This is a genomic window from Paenibacillus sp. F411, assembly GCF_017582705.1.
Classification (GTDB): Bacteria; Bacillota; Bacilli; order Paenibacillales; family Paenibacillaceae; genus Paenibacillus_AQ; species Paenibacillus_AQ algicola.
The window spans coordinates 121,867-143,331 of sequence record NZ_JAGFIP010000002.1 but is presented as its reverse complement, the minus strand read 5'-3'; the positions used below and the strand labels follow the sequence as shown (position 1 = coordinate 143,331).

19 protein-coding genes are annotated in these 21,465 nt (G+C 50.4%); 12 read left to right on the top strand and 7 right to left on the bottom strand.

What is annotated here, in order from left to right:
- The first annotated feature begins 20 nt into the window (after positions 1-20).
- From gerQ to JJQ72_RS03055, 3 genes are all read left to right on the top strand, one after another.
- Positions 21-545 (top strand): spore coat protein GerQ, encoded by a 525-nt coding sequence (gene gerQ, locus JJQ72_RS03065; RefSeq protein ID WP_481856814.1) that lies wholly within the window; start codon positions 21-23, stop codon positions 543-545.
- Positions 546-953: 408 nt separating this feature from the next.
- Positions 954-2,234: a hemolysin family protein gene (locus tag JJQ72_RS03060; RefSeq protein ID WP_233280977.1), complete on the top strand. Its 1,281-nt coding sequence runs from the start codon at positions 954-956 to the stop codon at positions 2,232-2,234.
- Between the two features lie 132 nt (positions 2,235-2,366).
- A complete protein-coding gene (locus JJQ72_RS03055) occupies positions 2,367-2,861 on the top strand; it encodes a hypothetical protein (protein ID WP_208202720.1) in 495 nt (164 codons plus the stop codon).
- A 303-nt stretch (positions 2,862-3,164) separates the two neighbouring features.
- On the opposite strand, the gene JJQ72_RS03050 is transcribed toward JJQ72_RS03055, so the two are convergent.
- Both JJQ72_RS03050 and JJQ72_RS03045 read right to left on the bottom strand, forming a co-directional pair.
- Positions 3,165-4,022, bottom strand: coding sequence for a DUF4367 domain-containing protein (locus JJQ72_RS03050; protein WP_208202719.1), 858 nt, complete (start codon positions 4,020-4,022; stop codon positions 3,165-3,167).
- Complete coding sequence (locus JJQ72_RS03045; protein WP_138225812.1) at positions 4,003-4,590, bottom strand: RNA polymerase sigma factor; 588 nt, start codon at positions 4,588-4,590, stop codon at positions 4,003-4,005. Before JJQ72_RS03045 ends, JJQ72_RS03050 begins: the two co-directional genes overlap by 20 nt.
- Positions 4,591-4,867: 277 nt before the next feature.
- Here JJQ72_RS03045 and JJQ72_RS03040 point away from each other — a divergent pair, with 277 nt between their 5' ends.
- The gene (locus tag JJQ72_RS03040; protein WP_208202718.1) at positions 4,868-6,760 is read left to right on the top strand and encodes a sensor histidine kinase; all 1,893 of its coding nucleotides are present in this window, start codon (positions 4,868-4,870) and stop codon (positions 6,758-6,760) included.
- Positions 6,761-6,832: 72 nt separating this feature from the next.
- Here the strand turns inward: JJQ72_RS03040 and JJQ72_RS03035 are convergent, their stop codons facing one another.
- A complete protein-coding gene (locus tag JJQ72_RS03035; RefSeq protein ID WP_138225814.1) occupies positions 6,833-8,062 on the bottom strand; it encodes an aminopeptidase in 1,230 nt (409 codons plus the stop codon).
- Positions 8,063-8,191: 129 nt separating this feature from the next.
- Positions 8,192-9,424: an aminopeptidase gene (locus tag JJQ72_RS03030; protein WP_208202717.1), complete on the bottom strand. Its 1,233-nt coding sequence runs from the start codon at positions 9,422-9,424 to the stop codon at positions 8,192-8,194.
- Positions 9,425-9,576: 152 nt separating this feature from the next.
- Between JJQ72_RS03030 and JJQ72_RS03025 the strand changes: the two genes are divergently transcribed.
- Positions 9,577-9,852, top strand: a complete 276-nt coding sequence (locus JJQ72_RS03025) for a hypothetical protein (protein WP_138225816.1) — start codon at positions 9,577-9,579, stop codon at positions 9,850-9,852.
- Positions 9,853-9,913: 61 nt separating this feature from the next.
- Here the strand turns inward: JJQ72_RS03025 and JJQ72_RS03020 are convergent, their stop codons facing one another.
- Both JJQ72_RS03020 and JJQ72_RS03015 read right to left on the bottom strand, forming a co-directional pair.
- Positions 9,914-11,737 carry a UbiD family decarboxylase gene (locus JJQ72_RS03020; protein WP_208202716.1) on the bottom strand — a complete coding sequence of 608 codons (1,824 nt, stop codon included), beginning with the start codon at positions 11,735-11,737 and terminating at the stop codon, positions 9,914-9,916.
- Between the two features lie 256 nt (positions 11,738-11,993).
- Positions 11,994-13,355, bottom strand: coding sequence for a TrkH family potassium uptake protein (locus JJQ72_RS03015; protein WP_138225818.1), 1,362 nt, complete (start codon positions 13,353-13,355; stop codon positions 11,994-11,996).
- Between the two features lie 65 nt (positions 13,356-13,420).
- Between JJQ72_RS03015 and JJQ72_RS03010 the strand changes: the two genes are divergently transcribed.
- The 6 genes from JJQ72_RS03010 to JJQ72_RS02985 all read left to right on the top strand — a co-directional run bounded on the left by JJQ72_RS03010 (position 13,421) and on the right by JJQ72_RS02985 (position 18,133).
- Positions 13,421-14,347 (top strand): DMT family transporter, encoded by a 927-nt coding sequence (locus JJQ72_RS03010; protein WP_208202715.1) that lies wholly within the window; start codon positions 13,421-13,423, stop codon positions 14,345-14,347.
- Between the two features lie 196 nt (positions 14,348-14,543).
- Positions 14,544-15,257 (top strand): glycosyltransferase family 2 protein, encoded by a 714-nt coding sequence (locus JJQ72_RS03005; RefSeq protein ID WP_138225820.1) that lies wholly within the window; start codon positions 14,544-14,546, stop codon positions 15,255-15,257.
- Positions 15,258-15,267: 10 nt separating this feature from the next.
- Positions 15,268-16,491 (top strand): glycosyltransferase family 4 protein, encoded by a 1,224-nt coding sequence (locus JJQ72_RS03000; protein WP_138225821.1) that lies wholly within the window; start codon positions 15,268-15,270, stop codon positions 16,489-16,491.
- An 18-nt stretch (positions 16,492-16,509) separates the two neighbouring features.
- Positions 16,510-16,677, top strand: coding sequence for a hypothetical protein (locus JJQ72_RS02995; RefSeq protein WP_208202714.1), 168 nt, complete (start codon positions 16,510-16,512; stop codon positions 16,675-16,677).
- A 35-nt stretch (positions 16,678-16,712) separates the two neighbouring features.
- The gene (locus tag JJQ72_RS02990) at positions 16,713-17,051 is read left to right on the top strand and encodes a hypothetical protein (RefSeq protein ID WP_138225822.1); all 339 of its coding nucleotides are present in this window, start codon (positions 16,713-16,715) and stop codon (positions 17,049-17,051) included.
- Between the two features lie 20 nt (positions 17,052-17,071).
- On the top strand, positions 17,072-18,133 hold the full coding sequence (locus tag JJQ72_RS02985) for a glycosyltransferase family 4 protein (protein ID WP_208202713.1): 1,062 nt from the start codon (positions 17,072-17,074) through the stop codon (positions 18,131-18,133).
- A gap of 105 nt (positions 18,134-18,238) precedes the next feature.
- Here the strand turns inward: JJQ72_RS02985 and JJQ72_RS02980 are convergent, their stop codons facing one another.
- Positions 18,239-19,156, bottom strand: a complete 918-nt coding sequence (locus tag JJQ72_RS02980; RefSeq protein ID WP_208202712.1) for an NAD-dependent epimerase/dehydratase family protein — start codon at positions 19,154-19,156, stop codon at positions 18,239-18,241.
- A 218-nt stretch (positions 19,157-19,374) separates the two neighbouring features.
- Here JJQ72_RS02980 and JJQ72_RS02975 point away from each other — a divergent pair, with 218 nt between their 5' ends.
- Positions 19,375-21,294 (top strand): LTA synthase family protein, encoded by a 1,920-nt coding sequence (locus JJQ72_RS02975; protein ID WP_208202711.1) that lies wholly within the window; start codon positions 19,375-19,377, stop codon positions 21,292-21,294.
- Positions 21,295-21,465: the final 171 nt, after the last annotated feature.

Sequence of the window (21,465 nt, the reverse complement as noted above, 5' to 3'; positions counted from 1 at the left end):
GTACGAGGAGGAAAATACTTATGATGAATTTCGGCGTCCCTTCAAATCCGGTAATTGGCAACGGCTATCCAGGCTTATCCCAGCAATCTCAGCGCGGAGCTGCACCCGGATACAGCGCAAACGTACCGCCGCAAATGACTGGAGGCGCAGGCTATACGGCGAATGTTCCTCAGCAGGCTATGGGCTCCAAAGGGTATTCTGCGAATGTACCGCCTCAAGTCATGAGCGGCGCAACCATGACTCCGAGCGGCCAAGTGCTGCCCACGCCGCAGTTCGAGCAGTCCTACATCGAGAATATTCTGCGTTTGAATCTTGGAAAGCAAGCCACCTTCTACATGACTTATGAGAACAACTCCCAGTGGAACGCCAAAATTTTTACAGGTGTCATCGAAGCAGCGGGGCGGGACCACATCGTCATCTCCGAGCGTCAGAGCGGTCGGCGCTTGATCCTGCTCATGGTAAATCTGGATTATGTCGTTTTTGATGAGCCGCTGAATTATCAATATCCCGGCGTCATTGGGAATCCGCCGCCTACAGGGCGTTAATCCATAATCGTCTTGGCCCGGACACCGGCCTGTACAGCTTAGCCGCGGTGCATGCCGGTGTTTTATTACTCCAGAGTGCAGAATCAGGCGAAATCAAGAGATATCGGGTTTATGCTTGCAAAACAGCCTGTAACATCTGAAGATGTTGTCATCACATTCAATTTGACTGTCAAAAGGTTAGCTATATAATTAATGATATAGGATAGTAACCCTTGAATCTTGAGAGGAGATGAGCCCATTGGGAAGTTGAAGCTGAATCTGATGACAGAGATGACGTCGTATCCCGAGTTGGCAACACACATTTTTAATTACCGAAGGAGGTGTTCCTATTCGCCTTAGAGCCACATCCGGCGGATAGGAGAACATTTGAGTGACCCCTTACCGAGTCTAATAGGTTTATCCTTGGTTATGATTTTGGTATTTTTGAACGGTTTTTTTGTAACTGCAGAAATTGCATTTCTGAAGGTGAAAGGCAGCCGGATTGACGCATTAGCGGAAGAAGGCCATCGTAAAGCAAGACAGGCGCAGCGAATCCTGCGCAATCTGGACCCGTATCTGATCTCCTGTCAGCTGGGCATTACGTTATCGACCCTGGCACTTGGCTTTGTGGGAGAGCAGACGCTAGCGGGCATGCTTGCCCCTTTGATGTCAGCGACTGGCTGGAGCACCGGGGTACTTCACACTATTTCTATACTGATTACCTTCGCATTCATTGCAATTATGCACATGATCTTTGGTGAACTGGCACCTAAAACCGTAGCCGTGCGCAAGGCAGAAACCATGACACTGCATACCGCCAACTTGATCCGTGGGTTTTATGTACTGACCTACCCCGTGATCTGGCTGGTGAACGGAGTGTCGAATGTGCTGCTGCGTGTATTTCGGATGACGCCCGTCGTGGAGAAGGGAGCGGTTCATACGGAAGAGGAAATTCTCGATCTTATGAAGGAGAGCAGCGAGGTAGGTCTCATTAATGATACCGAGCTTGCTCTGGTGGACAATATTTTCGAATTTGCCGACACCACAGCCAGAGAGATCATGATTCCGAGAACCGATATGATCTGCTTGTATACCAACCTGTCGATGGAAGAAAATCTGGATATTGCGCTAAATAACATGCGCACCCGTTATCCGATCTGTGAAGAGGATAAAGACCATATATCCGGCTTCATTCATATCAAGGATTTAATGAGGGGACATATCGGAGATCAGCTCACCCTGATCCGCCCAATCATTGCCGTGCCGGAATCCATCAAAATCAGTGAGCTGCTGAAACGGATGCAGCGTTCTAAGACCCAGATTGCCATTCTTATTGATGAGTATGGCGGAACCTCGGGGCTGGTCACGATGGAGGATATCATGGAAGAGATTGTCGGGGAAATTCAAGATGAATTTGACCAGGAACGACAAGGGATTGAAGTGATATCAGAGGACGAGTACTCTATTGACGGGTTGATGCTAATTGAAGAAATAAACGGCCATTTCGGCCTGAACGTAGATACAGAAGATTATGATACGATTGGCGGCTGGCTATCATCCAAGCTTGAAGCTGTAGTGCCTCAAGTCGGTCAATCGTATGCGTTTGAGCATGTGCTGCTCGTTGTTGAGGAGTATGACCATAAGCGAATATCACGGATTCGACTGATTCAGCAGGGCCATATGGAACTGCTGGAAGCCGGCGCATCTTAGTTTCTAATAAAACCAGCGAAATATTTCGCTGGTTTTATTATTTTCCATGTCATAAATGCAAAATATTTCAAGGAATATATAAGGAGGTCGTGCTAGAATATGGATCGAAAATAAAATAAAGGGTAAGGTGATATGATGTTGAAATTGAAGCCTGCTAAAATTACATCTATGTTTGCCGCAGCATGTGCCCTTAGCTTGACCCTCGCTTCTGGCGTTTATGCCGACACTTCTTTGGAGAGCGCCAACAAAGAGCCTCGTGCTTTAACGGCTCCGCCTCCAGTAGAAATGAACATCAACGCCGCCAACTCCAGCACCATGTACATAACCTCGATTGGGGCATCGCTGCAGCGATACGGCTCCATTCAATTCCAGCTTAATGGTTCAACCAGCTCCAGCACGGTCGTCGACAGCATCGGAGTTAACTTTATATTGCAGCGCTGGACAGGCTCTGCCTGGGTAGACAGCGGTACCAGCTCCGGACAATCTAACAATGCAGCATTCTACAACGACAACCGAATATTCAGCGCCACTACAGGCTACTACTACCGCGGCAAAACGATCCACTGGGTGAGAAAAGGTACTTTTTATGAGGAAACGCTGAATTACACCGAGACAATTCTCCGCTAACTTAAATCATTTTTCAAGGGGCTGTCCCAAAAGATCTAGGGTCTTGCGGGATGGCCTCGTTTGTTGTTGCGAGATGCTTCGTGGCCTGACAAAAGTAAGCCTTAAGGTCGGATGGTTTTCGCTTGCCTTAATTTGCTCAAGAAGGCGGCAATAGACCAAAATAAAGACATGGCGGTGCTGGGATAACCTCCCCAGGCATCGCCATGTCTTTATTTCAGAACTAATTTTTCATAAAGGGAACTGTCTCGGCATTCAAAAAACTACTTTTGGGGACAGCTTCTTACTGTCAAGCTATACTTTTCTTTAGCGCTGCATGCCATCCGCAATAGCAATGAGCTCTTCCCGGGTAACGGGGGCGGTAATGAGTGTGCGAACATTGTTGTCTACGAAATCCAGCTGGTTATAGCCGGTCGAGGTTTCTTTAATCTGTGCTGTCACCCCTGAAGCTAACGTAATTTCGCTCAGTTCTCCGAGCACACCAATGCTAACCTTCTTGCCATCTGACAAATCATAGAAGTCGAACGTTAAGCGATCACCCTGATCGTTGGTGTAGACCATAGTCAGCATGCCAATCGGATCGTCTCTCTTCACCACATGAGGCAAGGCCTCTTCGTAACGGTAGCCGTCTGGAATATATCCCAGCTCTGGCATCGCAAAGGTCAGCTTTTCTTGAATTTCGTCCCAGGTGTAAGTCGTATTGTCGACTTCAGGAATCGTAACCTGGCCTTCATTCGGATGTAATTGCGCGGGCTCATCGTCTCTGTAGTCTGGAGGTGGTGACGTCTTGGCCTTGGACTCATTCTCGCTGACCGGTTCATCTCGCCCGGATACAATGGTAATAATCCCATCGCCCCAATCCTTAACCTGCTGGTAGAGCGGGGAGATTGCCTGGGTCACAGCCGGAGGCGAGAAGATAATCGCCCCACCGGCGATGGAAGCCGCGATAATGCCTGCAATCTGATACCTCTTAACACGCTTTCTTACTTTATGCTGCTGATCTAGCTGCTGCTTTACCTTCTGCCAGGATTCCACTTTAGATGTCGGGACGGGGTAGGGGGAATCCATCTTGGATGCGGCCGACTCGAAGGCTTCGTCAAAAGCCTTGTCAAACGCCTCATCAAAAGCCGGGTCAAATCCATCTTCAAATTTTTCGTTGCTCATCAAAAACACCCCATTCCCTGTTCAGCTTCTTCTTCACGGATTCCCTGGCGCGATAAAGCCGCTGCTTCACGATCTCTTCCTTCGTATTTAGCACATCGGCAATTTCCTTATAAGACAATCCGTGCTTCCAGCGATACTCAATCAGAAGTCGGTACTCCGGCTTCATCTCCTCCAGGTATGCTGCAATCGATTCTTCCATCAGCTTCGATTCCACCTGGTGCTCCACATTATTAGAGGTAGGCAGCACCGCTTCTTCACTAATATAAACACGGTCAACATCCAGTTGGTTACGGCTGTTTTTGTTTTTTCTCAAAAAATTCATGGTTGAATTTTTGACTACTACACGCAGCCAGGCTTTTAGCTTGCCTTCATTCTCAAATTCCGGCTTATGGGTGATGACTTTAATAAATGATTCCTGAATAATATCCTCAACCGCTGCATGATCTCGTACAATATACATGATCTGTCCGTATACCAGATCATAAAATTCATAATAAATTTCTTCCTGTAAGGCTTCATTTATATTCTCAAATTCTGCTGCTAACAACAGCTGAAGACGATTAGACACACGATAATCTCCTCTCCGATGCATCTTTCTCTAATCTTTTATATATTTTATAACTTTCTTGAAACAACGTCCAATAAACCTTATGTATAGCATGTAAGCGTTCTAAATATAACCTGTCAAGATAAACCGTTTCAAGATGACCACAACAGTTTGAAACCGGGACTTTTGTAGGACTAATCTGTCCTGTCTGGTTATGTCGACAGGGTTGCTTTTTTGGAATATATAATTTTAAATGGGGAGTACAAGGGGGAGATCATGATGACAGGAGCGTTAGCTTATGGATAACCTGCCGGACAGGATCCCGAATGTACTCATCTTCATATCCGTCTTGATCGCTGTAGTGTCTACCTATACAGCCTTTCATTATATTCAGCAAGCATTGTTAAGAAATATTAAAACTTTAGGATATACATTCTTCATCTCATTTGCCCTGGGGACAGGGCTTTGGAGTATGCATTTCGCAAGGATGCTGTCGATGGATTTCGGCTATGCCTTAGCATACGAACCACCCATGTTTGCCGTTTCATTTCTTCTCCCATTGATGGCCTCATTTTTTGCTGTCCGCCTGGTCTTCATGGACCATGTCATCTCCAGAATTCAATTTATATTAAGCGGACTGCTGATCTCGCTGGCGATGGTGTCCATGCACTATGCCGGGATGCTGTCGCTAGATATTCCTTTCATGTACCGCCAAAATCCTCTCTATGCTTCACTTTCCGTAATTATTGCCATGCTGGCCGTGTATACCGCTTTATATTTAGGCATCTACCGCTCAGTCTCACCGCATCGCCAATCCCGCTTGCGCCGCTGGGCAGGTGCGGTAATCCTCGTGCTGTCCGTTTCACTGATGCATGATACGGCGATGGAGGGAACGACCTTTACACCAAGCTCTCAGATTACTGCAGACTCGCTCAACGAAGGGATGAACAGCACATTGTTGGCAGCTATGGTCATCACCGCTTCGCTGCTGCTCATCACAATCATTCTTACTGGGCTCTACTGGGACCGGAGAAGGGTCTTAACCGATGCGAGATTCAATGAACGGCGCTACATGACATTGTTCGAGCATAACCCCGACCTTGTTGTCTGTGTAGATCACCATCAGAAAAAAATCTTGAGCGTAAATCCGGCTGTGCTCGCCCTGACGGGCTATACCCCAGAGGAATTAATATCACTGCCTTTAGATGATCTGTTCTGGAATCGCCGTGACTATCTCATTATGCTCTCCGCAGTCCGCCAAGCATCGGAGGGAAGCCCGAGGCAAGTGGAAATCCGTATCCGAAGCCAGCAAGGAGTGATGCTCATACACAGCGCTACCGTATTTCCTCTGGAGACGCCGGGTCATCAATGGTCTTATATTATTACAAAAGACGTCACGGACAAGCGTCTGTTTGAGCAGGAGCTGATGGCCGCAAAAGAGGCAGCAGAAGGAGCAGCACGGATGAAAAGTGAATTCCTGGCGACGATGAGCCATGAATTAAGAACTCCGTTAAACGGGATTATCGGCATCAACGAGCTGCTTGTGGACGAAGAGGATGAGGATACCAGGAAGGAGCTGCTAGATTTGCAGCTTAAGAGCAGTCACGCCTTATTAAATGTAATCAACGATATATTGGATTTATCAAAGATGGAAGCGGGCAAGGTGAAGCTGGTTCGGGATGATTTCAATCTGCACCAGCTCATATCAGAATGCTTCGATTTGTTTGAGATTATATCCCGGGATAAGGATCTTATCGTTCGTTACGTCGTTGACGAGCAGATTCCAGGCCTGCTGACAGGAGATCCTATGCGATTACGACAAATTCTGGTCAACCTGATTGGCAATGCGCTTAAATTTACGGAGCGGGGCTATGTGAGTCTGCACGTATCCGTAGTAGAGGAAGCCAGAGATTACTTCAGCCTTCAATTTACCGTGGCGGACACAGGTATTGGCATCAAGCCAGAGCAGGCTGAGATGCTGTTCCAGCCTTTCTCCCAGCTTCATGAAGAGGAGGGCAGGGAACGCAAGTACGAAGGCACAGGGCTTGGCCTTGCCATCTGCCACAAGCTCGTAGAGCTGATGGACGGAAAGATTTGGGTAGAGCCGCGATTTGAACAAGGCGCTTGCTTTGCATTTCGCGTACCCATTCGGAAATCCAAGGCCGCACAGGAGACCGCAGCGGCCACATAAGACAAAGGGGTGCCCGGCTGATTACAGCCAAAGGCACCCCTTTTCGTTATGAATGAATCATTCATCCCAGCATTACGCCCAGTTTCCATTGATGAAGATAGGCTCTTCCAGGCCTTCCTTTGTAATCCCCGTGATGCTCAAATCCTTGGAGCCCATCATAAAGTCTACATGAGTGATACTTGCATTCAGTCCGTGCTCAGCCAGCTCTTCAGGAGACATGGTCTTGCCGCCCTCCAGGTTGAAGGCATAGGCACTGCCAATAGCAAGATGGCAGGATGCATTTTCATCGAACAGCGTCGTGTAATACAGTATTCCGCTGTTCGAGATCGGGGAATCAAAAGGCACCAGCGCAACCTCGCCAAGATAGCGGGAGCCTTCGTCCATTTCAATCAGTCGCTTCAAGGTATCGTAGCCTTCTTCAGCAGTATAATGTACAATTCGGCCTTCTTCAAAGGTTAATGAGAAGTTGTTGATGATGTTCCCGCCATAGCTCAGCGGCTTCGTGCTCCGCACAGTGCCATGAACGCCGGTTTTCAGAGGGGCAGTAAACACCTCTTCGGTCGGAATGTTGGCGACGAAACGATCACCTTTCTCGTTCAGGCTTCCAGCCTGGGCCCAGATATGGCCTGGAGGGAGCTCAATGACAAGATCAGTGCCTTCGGCCGTAAAATGCAGCTTGTGGTATTTCTTGCGGTTCAGCTCATCTGATTTCTTCTGAAGCTTATTAATATGCTGCTCCCAGGCAGCAACCGGGTCTTCCTGATCCGCGCGTACTGCTTCAAAAATAGCATCCCATAACAGCTTCACCTGCTGATCCTGAGGTTCATCGGGAAACACCTTGGCAGCCCAGTCCGGCGATGCGAAAGCAAGACCGGTCCAGCTCATCTTGTCGGCCTGCTGGTATCTGCGGTAGGTAGCCATCGCTGCGCCAAATGTACGCTGAAAGTTAGATACTCTTTCAGGCTGTACCCCTTTCAGCAAATCCGGATTCGAGGAAAGAATCGTCATGAATGCGGCGCCGTTGCCGGCAAGCTCCGTCATTTCTTCGGCATAATAGGTAGGAGGCGTCAGAAAATCCTCGTCCGGCGCAAGATCAAACCGTAAGCGGTTCACTTGCTCGTCACTGTAATTGACCTTAACATGCTTGGCTCCGGCCTCATAGGCTTTGCGCACGACGAGGCGAACAAGCTCCGCCGAGTCAATCATCGCATTCACAACCAGCACCTGCCCAGGCTGCAGGTTGACACCTACTTTAACGGCAAGCTCCGCATATCTCTCCAGCTTTTGTTGAAATGTCAGCATGCTTAAAACTCCTCCATCACATGTTCTTTTATTCTACCGTTGGTTAATAAATATCAAAAAAGAGAGGACGAAGCAATGAAACAATGTTCCAGCCGGCAGGAGCATCTGCCGGCCGCTAGAACCTTATTCTTAAAATGCCCAGTTTCCGTTCCGGAATACAGGCTCTTTTCTGCCGTCATGTGTAATGCCGTCAATGTTCATATCTGCAGAGCCGATCATGAAATCGACATGGGTGACACTGGTGTTCAAGCCCGCTTCAGTTAACTCTTCCTGAGACATCTGCTTGCCGCCTTCCAGACAGAATGCATAGGCACTGCCAATCGCCAGATGATTGGACGCATTCTCATCAAAGAGCGTATTGAAATACAAGATTCCCGACTCTGAGATTGGTGATTGATGCGGCACTAGCGCGACCTCTCCAAGATAGCGGGCACCTTCGTCCATGTTCAGCAGACGCCCCAGGGTCTCATAGCCTTCTTCGGCTGTAAAGCTAACCACTTTACCTTCCTCAAAGGTCAATGAGAAATGGTTAATAATGTTGCCCGCGTAGCTCAAAGGCTTCGTGCTGGAGACCTTCCCATGCACACCCGATTTCAGCGGTGCGGTAAATACTTCTTCTGTTGGCATGTTAGCAACAAACGTGTGCCCCTGCTCATTAATGCTGTCTCCTTGAGCCCATATGTGGCCCTTCGGCAGCTCAATCGTAAGATCTGTACCTGGGGCAGTGTAGTGCAAGGCTTTGTATTGCTTCGCATTCAGCACCGTCGATTTCTGATTCAAAACGTCCAGATGCTGCTTCCACGCTTCTACAGGAGCTTCTTGATCAATGCGCACGGTATGGAAGATTGCTTTCCACAGGCGTTCCATCTGCTCTGCATCCGGCGCCTCCGGAAATACCTTCGCTGCCCACGCAGGAGAAGGAACAGCGATCAGGCACCAGCTGAATTTATCTGCCTGCTGATACGCGCGGTATTGCTTCAGCGCTTCTCCGCGGGTCTTATAGTAATTCGCAATACGTTCCGCGTCAATGCCCTTCAACAAATCCGGGTTCTCCGCCAAAATATGAAGCACCGCAGCTCCGTTCTCCACGAGCTCCGTAATTTCGCCGGCGAACCATTTGGGCTGCTCTGTGAACACATCGTCGCTCGCATGCTCGTACTGCATCCGGGTTAGCGCTTCATCATTCCAGTATACCTTAACAAGCCGGGCACCGGCTTCATACGCTTTGGCAGCAATGGACCGGGTAAAGTCGGCGGATTCCACCGGAGCGTGAACGACCAGGGTCTGTCCTTGTTGAATATTGACCCCCACCTTGACGGCCAATTCCGCATATTTGTCCAGTAATGCTGTGAAGTCGGACATTGTGGTATCCTCCAATACATGATTTAATGGGTAACAACCACATTATACTAAATTGTATTCCATAAGAAAAACGACTGATGAAGAAATGGAAAAAGTGATATACTTACAGGGACCTGAGAAGCATTTATGGAACATTAAAGGAGAGAGTAAAGATGTTGATTTCATATACCATAGAGCGGGCAGCCATGCAGCTGGATGAAGAGAAGCATTTCACCGGCAGCACGGTTTTTAATGTGGAGGATCATCCGGAATCGTACGAGGTTACGTTCATGAGCAAGGACGGCAAGAACTGGGATTACAGTCTGCACTTTGCCGGTGAACCGGGACCGGAGGAGAAATTCCTTCAGGTGGATGAATGGCTGGAGCTTCACGATGATTTGTTTGACGATCTACTGGATGCTGCGATTGATGCCGGCGGATTTGAATAAAAAAGCACCCGCCCCCTGCTAATTGAAGGGGGCGGGTGCTTTTACGTCTTCTGCTTTATGCTTATCCCATGCCGTTCAAGCTGCCGCCTGAGGTGAACAGTCGGTCAATCCGCTTCTGAACAGCCTCATCAGGAATGAGTGGAGGGGCGTGGTGCGGCTTGATCCGGGCGTCAATAATGAGGGTGTCACATCCCCAATGCTTGAAGGAATAGCCGCTGTTCACTCCGTACATGTCATGAGACGGATTACTGCGAGTGAAGGTCGCCCACAGGAAATTGGACAGCGATGCGGAGAGGAACCCGCTGTCGTCACAGATCACGATCAAAGGAATGTCCGGTATACCACCGCGCTCCGCGATTGCCTGAGACAGCTCCTGCAGCTGCTCCTTTGCCTCGGTATAGCTTGTGAACGGTGGACATTCCAGCGCTACAACACCGGGCTGAACGATACGCGGATGAACGAACTCCCGCAGTTCTTGCAGCTGCGATGGTACGCTGATGCCCAGCTCGCGCTTCTTCTCGCCGCAAGCGGCCAGGATGACTTTGCTGCCCTGGTTCAGTCCCGTACCGGAATAGTCCAGGGTATCTATCGTCGTATTCGTCTGAAAATGCAGATCCCGCTGAAGATCGATTCGCTCCAGGATATACGAGAGAAACGCCGCCTCGTCATGCGTGCTGATCGGCTCCTGCTCTTCGGCGGCAATGAACAAATATTTGGCCAGGCTCAGCTGTCCTGTGCCAAGAATCCGATTGGCGATGGTGAGCAGCTCAGCTGGCTGCTTGGCGGGCGCATACGGTGTATATCGCTCGCTGCCAATCGCGAACAGCAGCGGGTGAACACCTGCCGCATCCACAGCGTGCACTTCCTTCACCCCGGGAATTTCCTGTTTAACCGCATCTCCGGTCAGCTCATGGATCAGTGCTCCGAACGCAGTATCCTCCTGCGGCGGCCGGCCTACGACAGTGAACGGCCAGATCGCGTCAGGCTTCGCATATACCTTATGGACGCGCATCAGAGGGAAGGGATGTGCAAGGCTGTAATAGCCTAAATGATCTCCAAAAGGCCCTTCGGGCTTCGTCTCGCCGGGATGAATCTCCCCGGTGATGACGAAATCCGCATCGCGACTTATACAGTAGCCATCCTCGTAGCCGTATCGGAAGCGGCGCCCCGCTAACAAGCCGGCGAAGGTGAGCTCACTAAGGCCTTCCGGCAAAGGCATAACGGCCGACAGCGTATGTGAGGGAGGCCCGCCGACAAAGATGCTCACCTTCAGAGGCTCGCCTTTGCGGGCCGCATGATGCTGGTGAATGCCAATGCCTCTATGGATTTGATAATGCAGGCCAATCTCTTTATCCGCGATGAAGTCATTGCCCTGCAGCTGTACACGGTACATGCCGAGATTCGCATTCATGATGCCAGGCTTGTCTGGGTCCTCGGAGTATACTTGTGGAAGTGTAATAAAAGGGCCGCCATCCATAGGCCAATGTTTGATCAGGGGCAGCTCCTGAATGGAGATCTCCTGAAAGCCGGCCGCGCCGCCTTGACGCATAGGTAATGCCTTTGCTGCGGCGGCGGCGGATCTGGCATGCCGCAGCGGCTGCTTGAGCGCCTGGATGGGATCGTTACGCAGCGCAATGACATTTTTCGTGGATTCCCAGGTCTGACGAAACATAAACTTGCTGCGCTCCAGCGTCCCGAACAGATTGGAGACAGCCCGGTAGCGTGAGCCTTTCACATTCTCAAACAAGAGAGCCGGCCCTCCCGCCTCGAATACTCTCAGATGAATGGCAGCCAGCTCCAGATCCGGATCGACCTCCTCCCGAATCCGTACGAGATGTCCATTTCGTTCCAGATCATTGACGCATGCTTCCAGTGTTGGGTACATAGCTTTGCCGCTCCTATTCATGATTAACATTCTTTGTTTTTATTTTAGCAGAACTGTAACGGAGCGTCATTTTTTCGGCCGTACAGCATTACAGCATCGGCAGGACACCAGAAGCGTTTCATCTGTCAGTAAGCCCTGAAGCCAATAAAGACTGTAAGAAGAAGCTGATCTTAGCCCGAAGACGCGGGTAAACCAAGCTGCATAGAGAAAGGGCGGCGCCCGCAGGCTCCGCCCTCTATAGAGATACGCTTAACGGTTAACCGATAATGATCCGGCCTTCCGGGTGGCGGTACAAATCCTTGTGCTTCTTGCGCGTCAGAGCGTAAGCGAGGGTCAATGGACCCAATCGCCCGAGAAACATGAGCAGCGCCACAAACACCTTGCCAACCTCAGACAGCTCCGGCGTCATACCCATGGACAAGCCCACGGTGCCGAAGGCAGAAACGGCCTCGAAAAAGATGACTAGAAATTGCTGATCCTCAGTAGCCGATAAGAACATCGCGGAGCTTACCAGCACGATTAGGGCGATAATCGTTACGGTCAGGGAGCGATAGACCATCGCTTCCGGAATTCTTTTTTTGAACAGGACCACATCCCGCTTTCCTTGAATCATGCTTATTACAGCGCCGATCAGGACAGCGAAGGTCGTGACCTTGATGCCGCCGCCGGTAGAGCCGGGCGCTGCGCCGATAAACATCAGGATGATGAGGAAAAACTGGCTGGACTGCTGCATACTTCCGATATCAATGGTGCTGATGCCGCCGGATCTTGCGGTGATGGACTGGAAGAAAGCAGCCATCCACTTTTCACCCCAGGTCATATTGCCAATGGTAGCGTCATTACTGTATTCTAGCAGGAACAGGGAGAGCGCTCCGAGCAATATCAGAAAGCCGGTGACGGACAGCACGACCTTGGAATGAAGGGAGAGCTTGCGGCATTTCGGATATTCCATCACGTCGAACATGACGATAAATCCAATCCCGCCCAGGAATATAAGAGCCATGTTCACCAGGTTAAGATAAATATCCGTACCATATACCGGGAAGCCGGCAAATGGCCCGTGAATCGAGCCCAGCAGATCAAAGCCTGCATTATTAAAGATGGATACACTCTGGAAAATGCCTAAATAGAGAGCTTCATCAAAATGCATGTCTCTCCAGAACCTGAGCGTCAGCAATAAAGCGCCAATGCCCTCAATAGTGAACGCATACACTAACACTTTGCGGATCAGATCGACGATGCCCTGAATCTGATACTGTCCCATAGCTTCCTGCAGAATCATCCGTTCACGGAACGAGATCCGGCGGTTCAGCATCATCGCAATCCAGGTAGCCGAGGTCATAAATCCCAATCCGCCAAGCTGGAACAGAAGCAGCAGCACGATCTGGCCGAACGTGGACCAATGTGTGCCGGTATCGACGACGACGAGTCCGGTTACGCTCGTGGCAGAGACTGCGGTGAAGAAGGCGTCTGCCAACGAGGTGCGGGTGCCATCGGCGGTAGCCATCGGAAGCTCCAGGAGAAAGGTGCCCGTCAAGATGATGGCGGAGAAGCCCAGCGCGAGAAATTTCGGGGGGCTGATGGGATCATTACGGGTTTTGTTTTTTTTCGAAATCATGGGATAAAAAGCTCCTTACCAAAAATTAAACCATTACTACTATACCATGAAAGGCTGGTCCCACAATGATAAAATCGGGCAAAGCGCCGATTCCTGTACTCATCCTGCTGCTGATCGGCATCACTGCCATCTCGTTCTCATCCATATTCGTAAAATGGTCGGAGGCGCCGGTGTCGGTGCAGGCGATGTACCGTCTCTTTATGACAGCCTTCATGATGCTGCCCTTTGTTTGGCGCAAGGCACCTGAAATCAAGCAAATTACGCCTAAACAGCTAGGCCTGTTGTTTCTCTCGGGCTTCATGCTGGCGCTGCATTTTCTGCTCTGGATGGGGTCCTTACGCTATACCAGCGTTGCCAGCTCGACCCTGATTCTTGCGCTGGAGCCAGTGTTTGTCATGCTGGGGGCTTATATCTGGTTCAAGGAGCGGACGAGTTTATCTGCGCTTGTCGGCGTGGCTATAGCGTTTATGGGCATTTTTCTGCTGATGGGCGCAAGTCGTGTCTCGGGCTCTGACGCCAGCTTTACCGGCGATATGATGTCACTGCTAGGTACAGCCGCGGTTGCCGTTCATATGCTGCTGGGACAATCGCTTATGAGCAGGATGAGCTCACTCGTGTACAGCTGGATGGTGTTTCTGTCGGCAGCGATGTGCTTGGGGGTATACAATATGGCTCTCGGCATTCCCGTCACAGGCTATCCCGCAAAGGAGTGGGGAATCTTCCTGCTGCTGGCAATCGTCCCGACCGTGTTCGGCCATCTGCTGTTTAACTGGATGATGCGCTTCTCCAGCGCGTCCGTTGTCTCGATGAGTGTGCTGGGGGAACCGGTCGGGGCAAGCCTGCTGGCCTTTATCCTCCTGCACGAAACCATGAATGCCTGGCAGTTTGCCGGGGGCTTCTTCGTGATGTGCGGCTTAATCTGGTTCCTGAGGTATAAGCAGCCTCACAGCGAACCAGCTCCTCCCATGAGGGAAAGTGTGCCGCAGCTATAGCTTGTCAATAACATCCATAAGTCATTCAACATGCCGGGTCCCTGTTAGGGAATCCGGTTTTTCTTTGTGTGGAAATGGATGAATGCACAGGGCAGGAAGCCGCTTCCCTTGGGAAATCTTCGCATAAGGTGTACTAACCCGCCTGCTGCAGCGGAGGCAAAGCTTTATGAAGCACATTAGAAGGAGGGAAGCATGGATGACACCGAAGGTGACAATCGTCATTCCATTTTATAACTGCCCCTATATTGAGCATGCCTTGTCCAGTGCCTGCGGACAGACCTACCCTAATGTCGAGGTGGTTGTTGTGGATGACGGTTCTTCCCAGCATAGCCATCGGATTACACCCTTTCGGGACTCCATTCACTATCTGGGCAAAAAAAACGGAGGCACCGCCAGTGCGCTGAATCACGGCATTCTGCATGCCTCCGGAGAATATATCGCATGGCTCAGCTCGGATGATCTGTTTCATTACAGCAAGCTGGAACAGCAAATGGCCTTCATGCAGGAATACGGACTTCAAGTGAGCTACACCGATTTCTCTACCATTGACAGCAAGCATGCCATTACGCGTCCTACCTGCGGGATACCCATGAGCGGAACCGCTGATCTTGCGCGCCAGCTTACGTATAGCAATCCGGTGAACGGCTGCACCGTCGTCGCGAGCAAGGATCTGTTCATGAGCCTTGGCCTGTTCAATGAACGGCTGCGTTACACTCATGATTACGACATGTGGGTACGGATGATTCTGCACGGCGCACGGTTTGGTTATTTGCATGAGCCACTTACCCTGTACCGGGTTCATTCCGGGATGGGAACGGTCCGGCATAAGAAAACGATTTTGCGAGAATACGGAAAGCTTAAGAAAATGTACAGAGCCAGCCTGAATCAAAGGTGGGCACTGGGCGGGTGAGGAGAGAAAGATGAGAATACTGCTGGCTACGATGTGGCTTGTGCCTCATGTTGGAGGGGTCTGGAACTTTATGCAGCAGCTGCATGACCGGCTCGTGATGATGGGGCATCAGGTAGACCTATTGGGCAATAGCCCGGACTACTCATCCTATTATCTTGTCAACCAAGGGCGGGAGCTGCCCAAGGAGCTCCTGCTGCCGATGCTGCGAACGAAACTGAATCTGGTGACAGCACCGATTGTGAACAGCGAAAGCTATCTAAAATACTACGAATTTGAACGTTATAGTCTGGAGCTGGCAGCAGCTTTTTTTGGACTGGATCACTACGACATCATCCACACACAGGATATCTTCGCAGCCCGCGCACTGTATCGGGTGAAGCCCAAGCACATCCCGCTCATCTCACAGGTGCACGGTTCGGTTGCCCGGGAGATGCATGAGCATTTTCGCAAGCGTCCTGAGCTGCAGGTAGCCAACGGCTCTCCAACCTGGAACTACTACCCGGAGATGGAATTTCAATCCGCGATGTCCTCCGATCTGACAGTAACGGCGAATCAATGGAGCAAGAACATCCTCGTGAAAGAATACGGTGTAGCGTCAGAGCGGATTCAGGTATTGCCTTATGGCATTGAAACTGAGGCGTTCTATGACAAAATGGCGCGAGGTACTCTGATCCAGCGGCCCCCTGGCAAAAAAGTGTTCATTTTTCCCGCCAGACTCGTTCCTGTCAAAGGGATTGATGTGCTGCTTGCCGCGCTCGCCATCGTGGCTCGCCGAAGATCCGATTGGGTATGCTGGATCGTTGGTGACGGAGAGCTTATGGCGTCGCTTCAGGCGTTGACGCAGCAGCTGGGCCTGCAGGAGTACGTTATATTTCACGGGGCACGAAATGACATCCCGGCTCTGCTGGGGCAATCGGATATTTTCGTTCATACCTGTGTGCAGGACAACCAGCCGTATTCCGTGATGGAGGCACAGCTGGCGGGCTTGCCATGCGTAGTGTCCAACGCGGGAGGGCTGCCGGAAATGGTGCAGGAGGGAGTCACCGGACTGATCAGTCAGGTGGGAGATGCCGGAGCCATTGCAGAGCAGCTGATACTGCTCTTGGCCAACGATGAGTATCGTCAAGCCCTGGGCAGAAATGGCCAGGCATATGCGAATGAGGTCTGGTCCATGGATCGAATGATGGAGCAGATGATTATGACCTATCATGAAGTTCTGGCACGAAAAATATAACGACAGGAGGGCTGTCATATGAATCCGGATGCCTATCAGGTCATCAGCGACCTCTATAATCGGTGGTTTGCCGTTCAGACCTCCAATCCCGAGCTCTTGGTGGATTATGCCGTATGGAATCAGATCGTCTCCGCTCTGCCCAAAGATTACGTACTGCCGGACCCGCTGATTTACAATATCGGCTAAGCGAGGTTCTGGTCTGTACAAGGAGGTCATTCATCATGTCGGTATTTCGCTTGGAAGCTGCACCCTTTAGCCCCATTGATGCCAGATACATTCAAAGCAGTGATCTATATATCAGTAACCATGGCAGTGAGCCTTTTGATGTGCTGGTTCACGGATATTATCCGGATGGGAGCATATTCTATGTCACCTTGGTCCACGCCGCTGCCGGAAGCACGGTCAGCCTTCCTGATATTTATAATCACCACCGGGCGTTTAGCCTGCTGCTAGTAACAAACATTAACACCTCTCTTACGACCGGCATTACTGTCTATGCCAAGGACCAGGGACAGTTGATTGCGGTGTTCTCCAATTCCCACTTCAGTGTGATGGAATAAAGAAGGGAGGCCTGCTAAAGATGAAGGTATTATTTGTTTATTATACTCCGAGCGGCGGGGTTGAGACCTTGAATCGGCAACGCTGCCGTGCGCTTCGATTAGCGGGCATTGAAGCGCACTGCTTGTATTATACTTGGGGGTCCGGCATGCAGAATCCCGTGGATTTCCCGATCTATGTGACCAGAAATGACATTGAAATCAAGCATTACCTGGATTTGCACCAGTATGCTGCCATCATCGTCACGACAGACCATCTCAGCTTTCCCCGGCTGCGAATGCTGGGCTACACTGGCAAGCTAATCTTGGAAATTCAAGGGTATGGACCTAAGGATTATGCGCGTACCCAATTAATATCGGCAGCACCTTATGTAAACGCACACGCATCAGCGCTTCTAAATCCATGCACGCCTCATATTTCCTCGTTGTTTAACGAGCTGTACCCATATATTCCCCAGTATAATTTTAATAATTGCTTCGATACTACGAGCTTTACCTACTATGCTGCTCCTGCACCGCAATCACCAGTCATTGCCTGGCTCGGCCGAATTGAGGATAATAAAAACTGGCGGGAGTTTTTGTGGATTGGATATCACTTGAGTCAATACGTCCCGGAACTGAACATGTGGATGTTCGAGGATCCTCAGCTAAGCATCCCTTCAGAACGAGAGCAGTTTTTGCAGCTCATTGCTGAGCTGAGTCTCGAAAAACGTCTGACCCTGTTCTCGAATGTCCCCAATGCCGATATGCCATATTACTATTCAGTGATCGGAGATTCGGGAGGGTTTCTGTGCTCCACCTCCAAGGTGGAAGGAGCCCCGTATGGGATCCTGGAGGCGATGAGCTGTCGCTGTCCGGTCTTAACGACAGATTCAGACGGCGTCTCCGCTTCGGTATATCATAATGTTACCGGGAAATTTTACACGCTCGGGAATATAGAGAATGCCGTCCATGAAGGGTTAGGGCTGATGCAGGATTCAGTTTTACGGGAGCAGATCCGGACCCAGGCGCAGGGCCATGTCCAACAAGCGTTTAACCCCCACATCTATGCCGCGAATTTCGCGCAAATGCTGCACTCCATATAAATTAAGAGGTGGCACCCGGGATGATCCGGGTGCCACCTCTTTTGAAATGTTTGATAAGATTTCCCGCTCGCAGGATCACGGGGATACGCGAAGAACCTGCCCGGATCAAGAGGAGAGACGCCAAGCCTTCACAGTCTCCGCCAGCCCTTGTTCCATATCATACTGAGCCTTCCAGTCGAGTACCTTCAGCGCCTTGGTGCTGGAGAGACAGCTATGATAAACGTCACCGGCTTTGACAGGATGATAGTGTGGGATAATGGTTCTGGCTAGGCGACTGGCAAGAAGGTCAATTAAGCGGTTGATACTCGTAGACTGTCCTGTGCTTACATGCAAAATCTCGCCATGTCCCTTGTACATCGCGGCCAGATTGGCCCCTACAACATCCTGTACATAAATGAAATCACGGGTCTGATTACCATCTCCGTACACATTCAAAGGCAGCTCTTGCGCCAGCCGTTCGCCAAACACGGAAATAACACCGCCTTCTCCTTTCGGTGTCTGTCCCGGTCCGTAAACATTGCCATAGCGCAGGATGGTATAGTCGAGACCAAAGGTCTGACTGTACAGCTGGATATATCTCTCACCACACAGCTTGGACAAGGCGTAGAAGGAAATCGGAGCCACAGGGTCCCCCTCTGTAATGAGCGGCTGATTAAGCGCGCCATAAACGCCGGAGGTGGAGGCAAATATGATTTTCCGTACACCTGTTGCTTTGGCGGCTTCCAGGAGCCTTAAGGTACCTGAAATATTCGTGTCTGCATCCAGCCAAGGATTGGCAATGGAGCTTTGTACATCAGCCTGGGCCGCCAGGTGGAAAATAAGCTCCGGCTTAATCTGTACAAGACGGGAGGCAGCGTACTCACTTCGAACATCACAGACATGAAGGATCGCTTCATTATGAAGACGCCCGGCATCGCCGCTGGCCAGATTATCAAGTACATGCACCTCATAGCCGCTCATCACCAGACGGTTCACGAGATGCGAGCCAATGAATCCGGCACCTCCGGTAACTACTACTTTCATGTTCGGGAACAACCTCCAGCCTTGGTTGGGATGCTCTATGATACGTGAAATGCTGGAGGTGCGCTTGTGGTGATGACCAGAGGAGTCTTGATTGGGCATTTCCAGGCTCTTCGGCTGCCGCTATTGGTTTGGGTGTTATTTTGCTGATATAATAATGACTATTGTAAAAATAAATACCGAAGTATGTAAAAATAACAATCATAAAGGAAGAGTACACGATGAATACATCACCAAGAACCGGATTGCTCTGGTATAGCGGCATGCTTGTTCTGCTGCTGCTCAAGCTGCTATTGTTCAGATGGTTTGTTTTCAAGGATATTGAATGGGGCAGGATCATCTGGGATGTGATCTCGGTTGCAGGCTTACTCGCATTGCTGGAGCTGTCGATCAGTGCTAAAGTCAGGCCGCTGGTCTACTGGATGTTTAATGGAATCATTTCAATCCTGTTGTTTGCTTCCGTCGTGTACGTCGCATATTTCGGCTCCGTCCCGACCTACACAGCGCTTTCCGGACTGGGTCAGGTCAATCAGGTAAAGGGCAGTGTCCATACGCTGCTGCGTCCGGAGCAGTTTCTATTCTTTATCGATCTGGCGGCGCTGCTGGTAGCTCGCGCAGCTCGAGCCGTGGCGGTTCGCAGAAGACATCGAAGTGCGCTTTCCTTTGGCACCCGCGAAGCAGGAAAGAGACCGTCAAAGCTCTGGAAGCTCTCGATGGCACTCATACTGATCTCATCCCTCGGATTGTCGGCAGTGGCGATGACCAGAAGCTGGACCATTGAGAACGAGAAGGTGCGCGCAGAACAGCTGGGGTTTGTGAGTTATCAGGTGGCCGAAGCTCTCCGGGATGCGCGGGACACCAAAGCGCTGGCAGATACCAGCTTGGAGGAGACGGCACAGAAGGTGCAGGAGCTCAAAGCATCCTATACGTATCAGGATGAGACCGAAAGCAGAGCAGAGCCTGACTATTTCGGCAGCGGAGAGGGAATGAACCTGCTGATCGTACAGCTGGAGTCGCTGCAGCGCTTTCCGCTGCATGCTTTTCTGGACGGACAGGAAATTACTCCGGTGATGAACACACTCGCTGATGAGGGGCTGTACTTTCCGAATGTTTTTCAGCAGATTGGCCAAGGGAATACGTCGGATGCGGAATTTCTAATCAATACGTCGATCTATCCTGCAGGGTCGATTGCGATGTCCAAGGGGTTCGGCCATAAACAGCTGCCGAGTCTGCCCAAGCTCTTGGCGGAGCGGAATTATATCTCCAGTACCTTTCACGTAAATGATGCCGCCTTCTGGAATCGTACACAGCTGTACCCGGCTCTAGGCTTTGATCAATATTACGATAAGCCGAGCTTCAACAATGACCAGTTTAACGACTTTGGCGCTTCGGATGAGGAGATGTACAGAACCGGACTGCAAAAGCTGATCGAAGTGCAAGAAACCGGCAAGTCCTTCTACGGCCATTTTATTGCGGTATCCAGCCATTCTCCCTTTATCGTACCGGAGGACCGATCCAAGATTGACATCCCTGCTGAACTGCAAGGGACCCAGCTTGGACATTATCTGGATGCTGTGAACTACTCGGACTATGCGCTTGGCCTATTGGTTGACGCTTTGAAGCAGCAGGGGCTATGGGAAAATACGGTGCTTGTTGTGTATGGAGATCATTTTGGCATCAACCCCGCCGAAACCCCGGCGAGCCTCATTTCATCCACGCTAAATATTCCTTACGAGGATGATGTCAGCCGGCTGAACGTGCCGCTTGTGATACGTATTCCGGGGCAGCAGGGCGGCAAGACCATCGAGCGCACCGGAGGGCAGATTGATATTCTTCCGACGGTGGCAAACATTATGGGGATTTCTTTGGAAAAAGAAGGCTTCACAGCCTTTGGTCAAGACCTGCTGAACATTGATCATAATGTGACGGGGATGCGATACTACTTGCCAACGGGCTCTTTTCTGAACGATGAAATTCTGTTCATTCCCGGTAATGGATTTGAAGACGGCAGAGCAGTATCGCTGGATACCCTGGAGCCTGTAGAGGATTTCTCGGCTTACCGAAATGATTATGATTTTATATTGCAAATCATGAAGCTGTCTGATGAGTATGTCAATCTGCTTCCATCCCGTGCACCATGAGCCATAGGAGAAGCTGTCCGTGTCGAGAGATGCTGGCAGCTTCTTTTTTATATTCTCGTTCGCAAAAGCGCTTCATCCTAGTCTTGCCAGTCTATTGTTAACTTGATAATATGATATTTGAGTTAACAATATAAGTAAGGGAGTACAACGGATGATAACCTTAACCCCGAA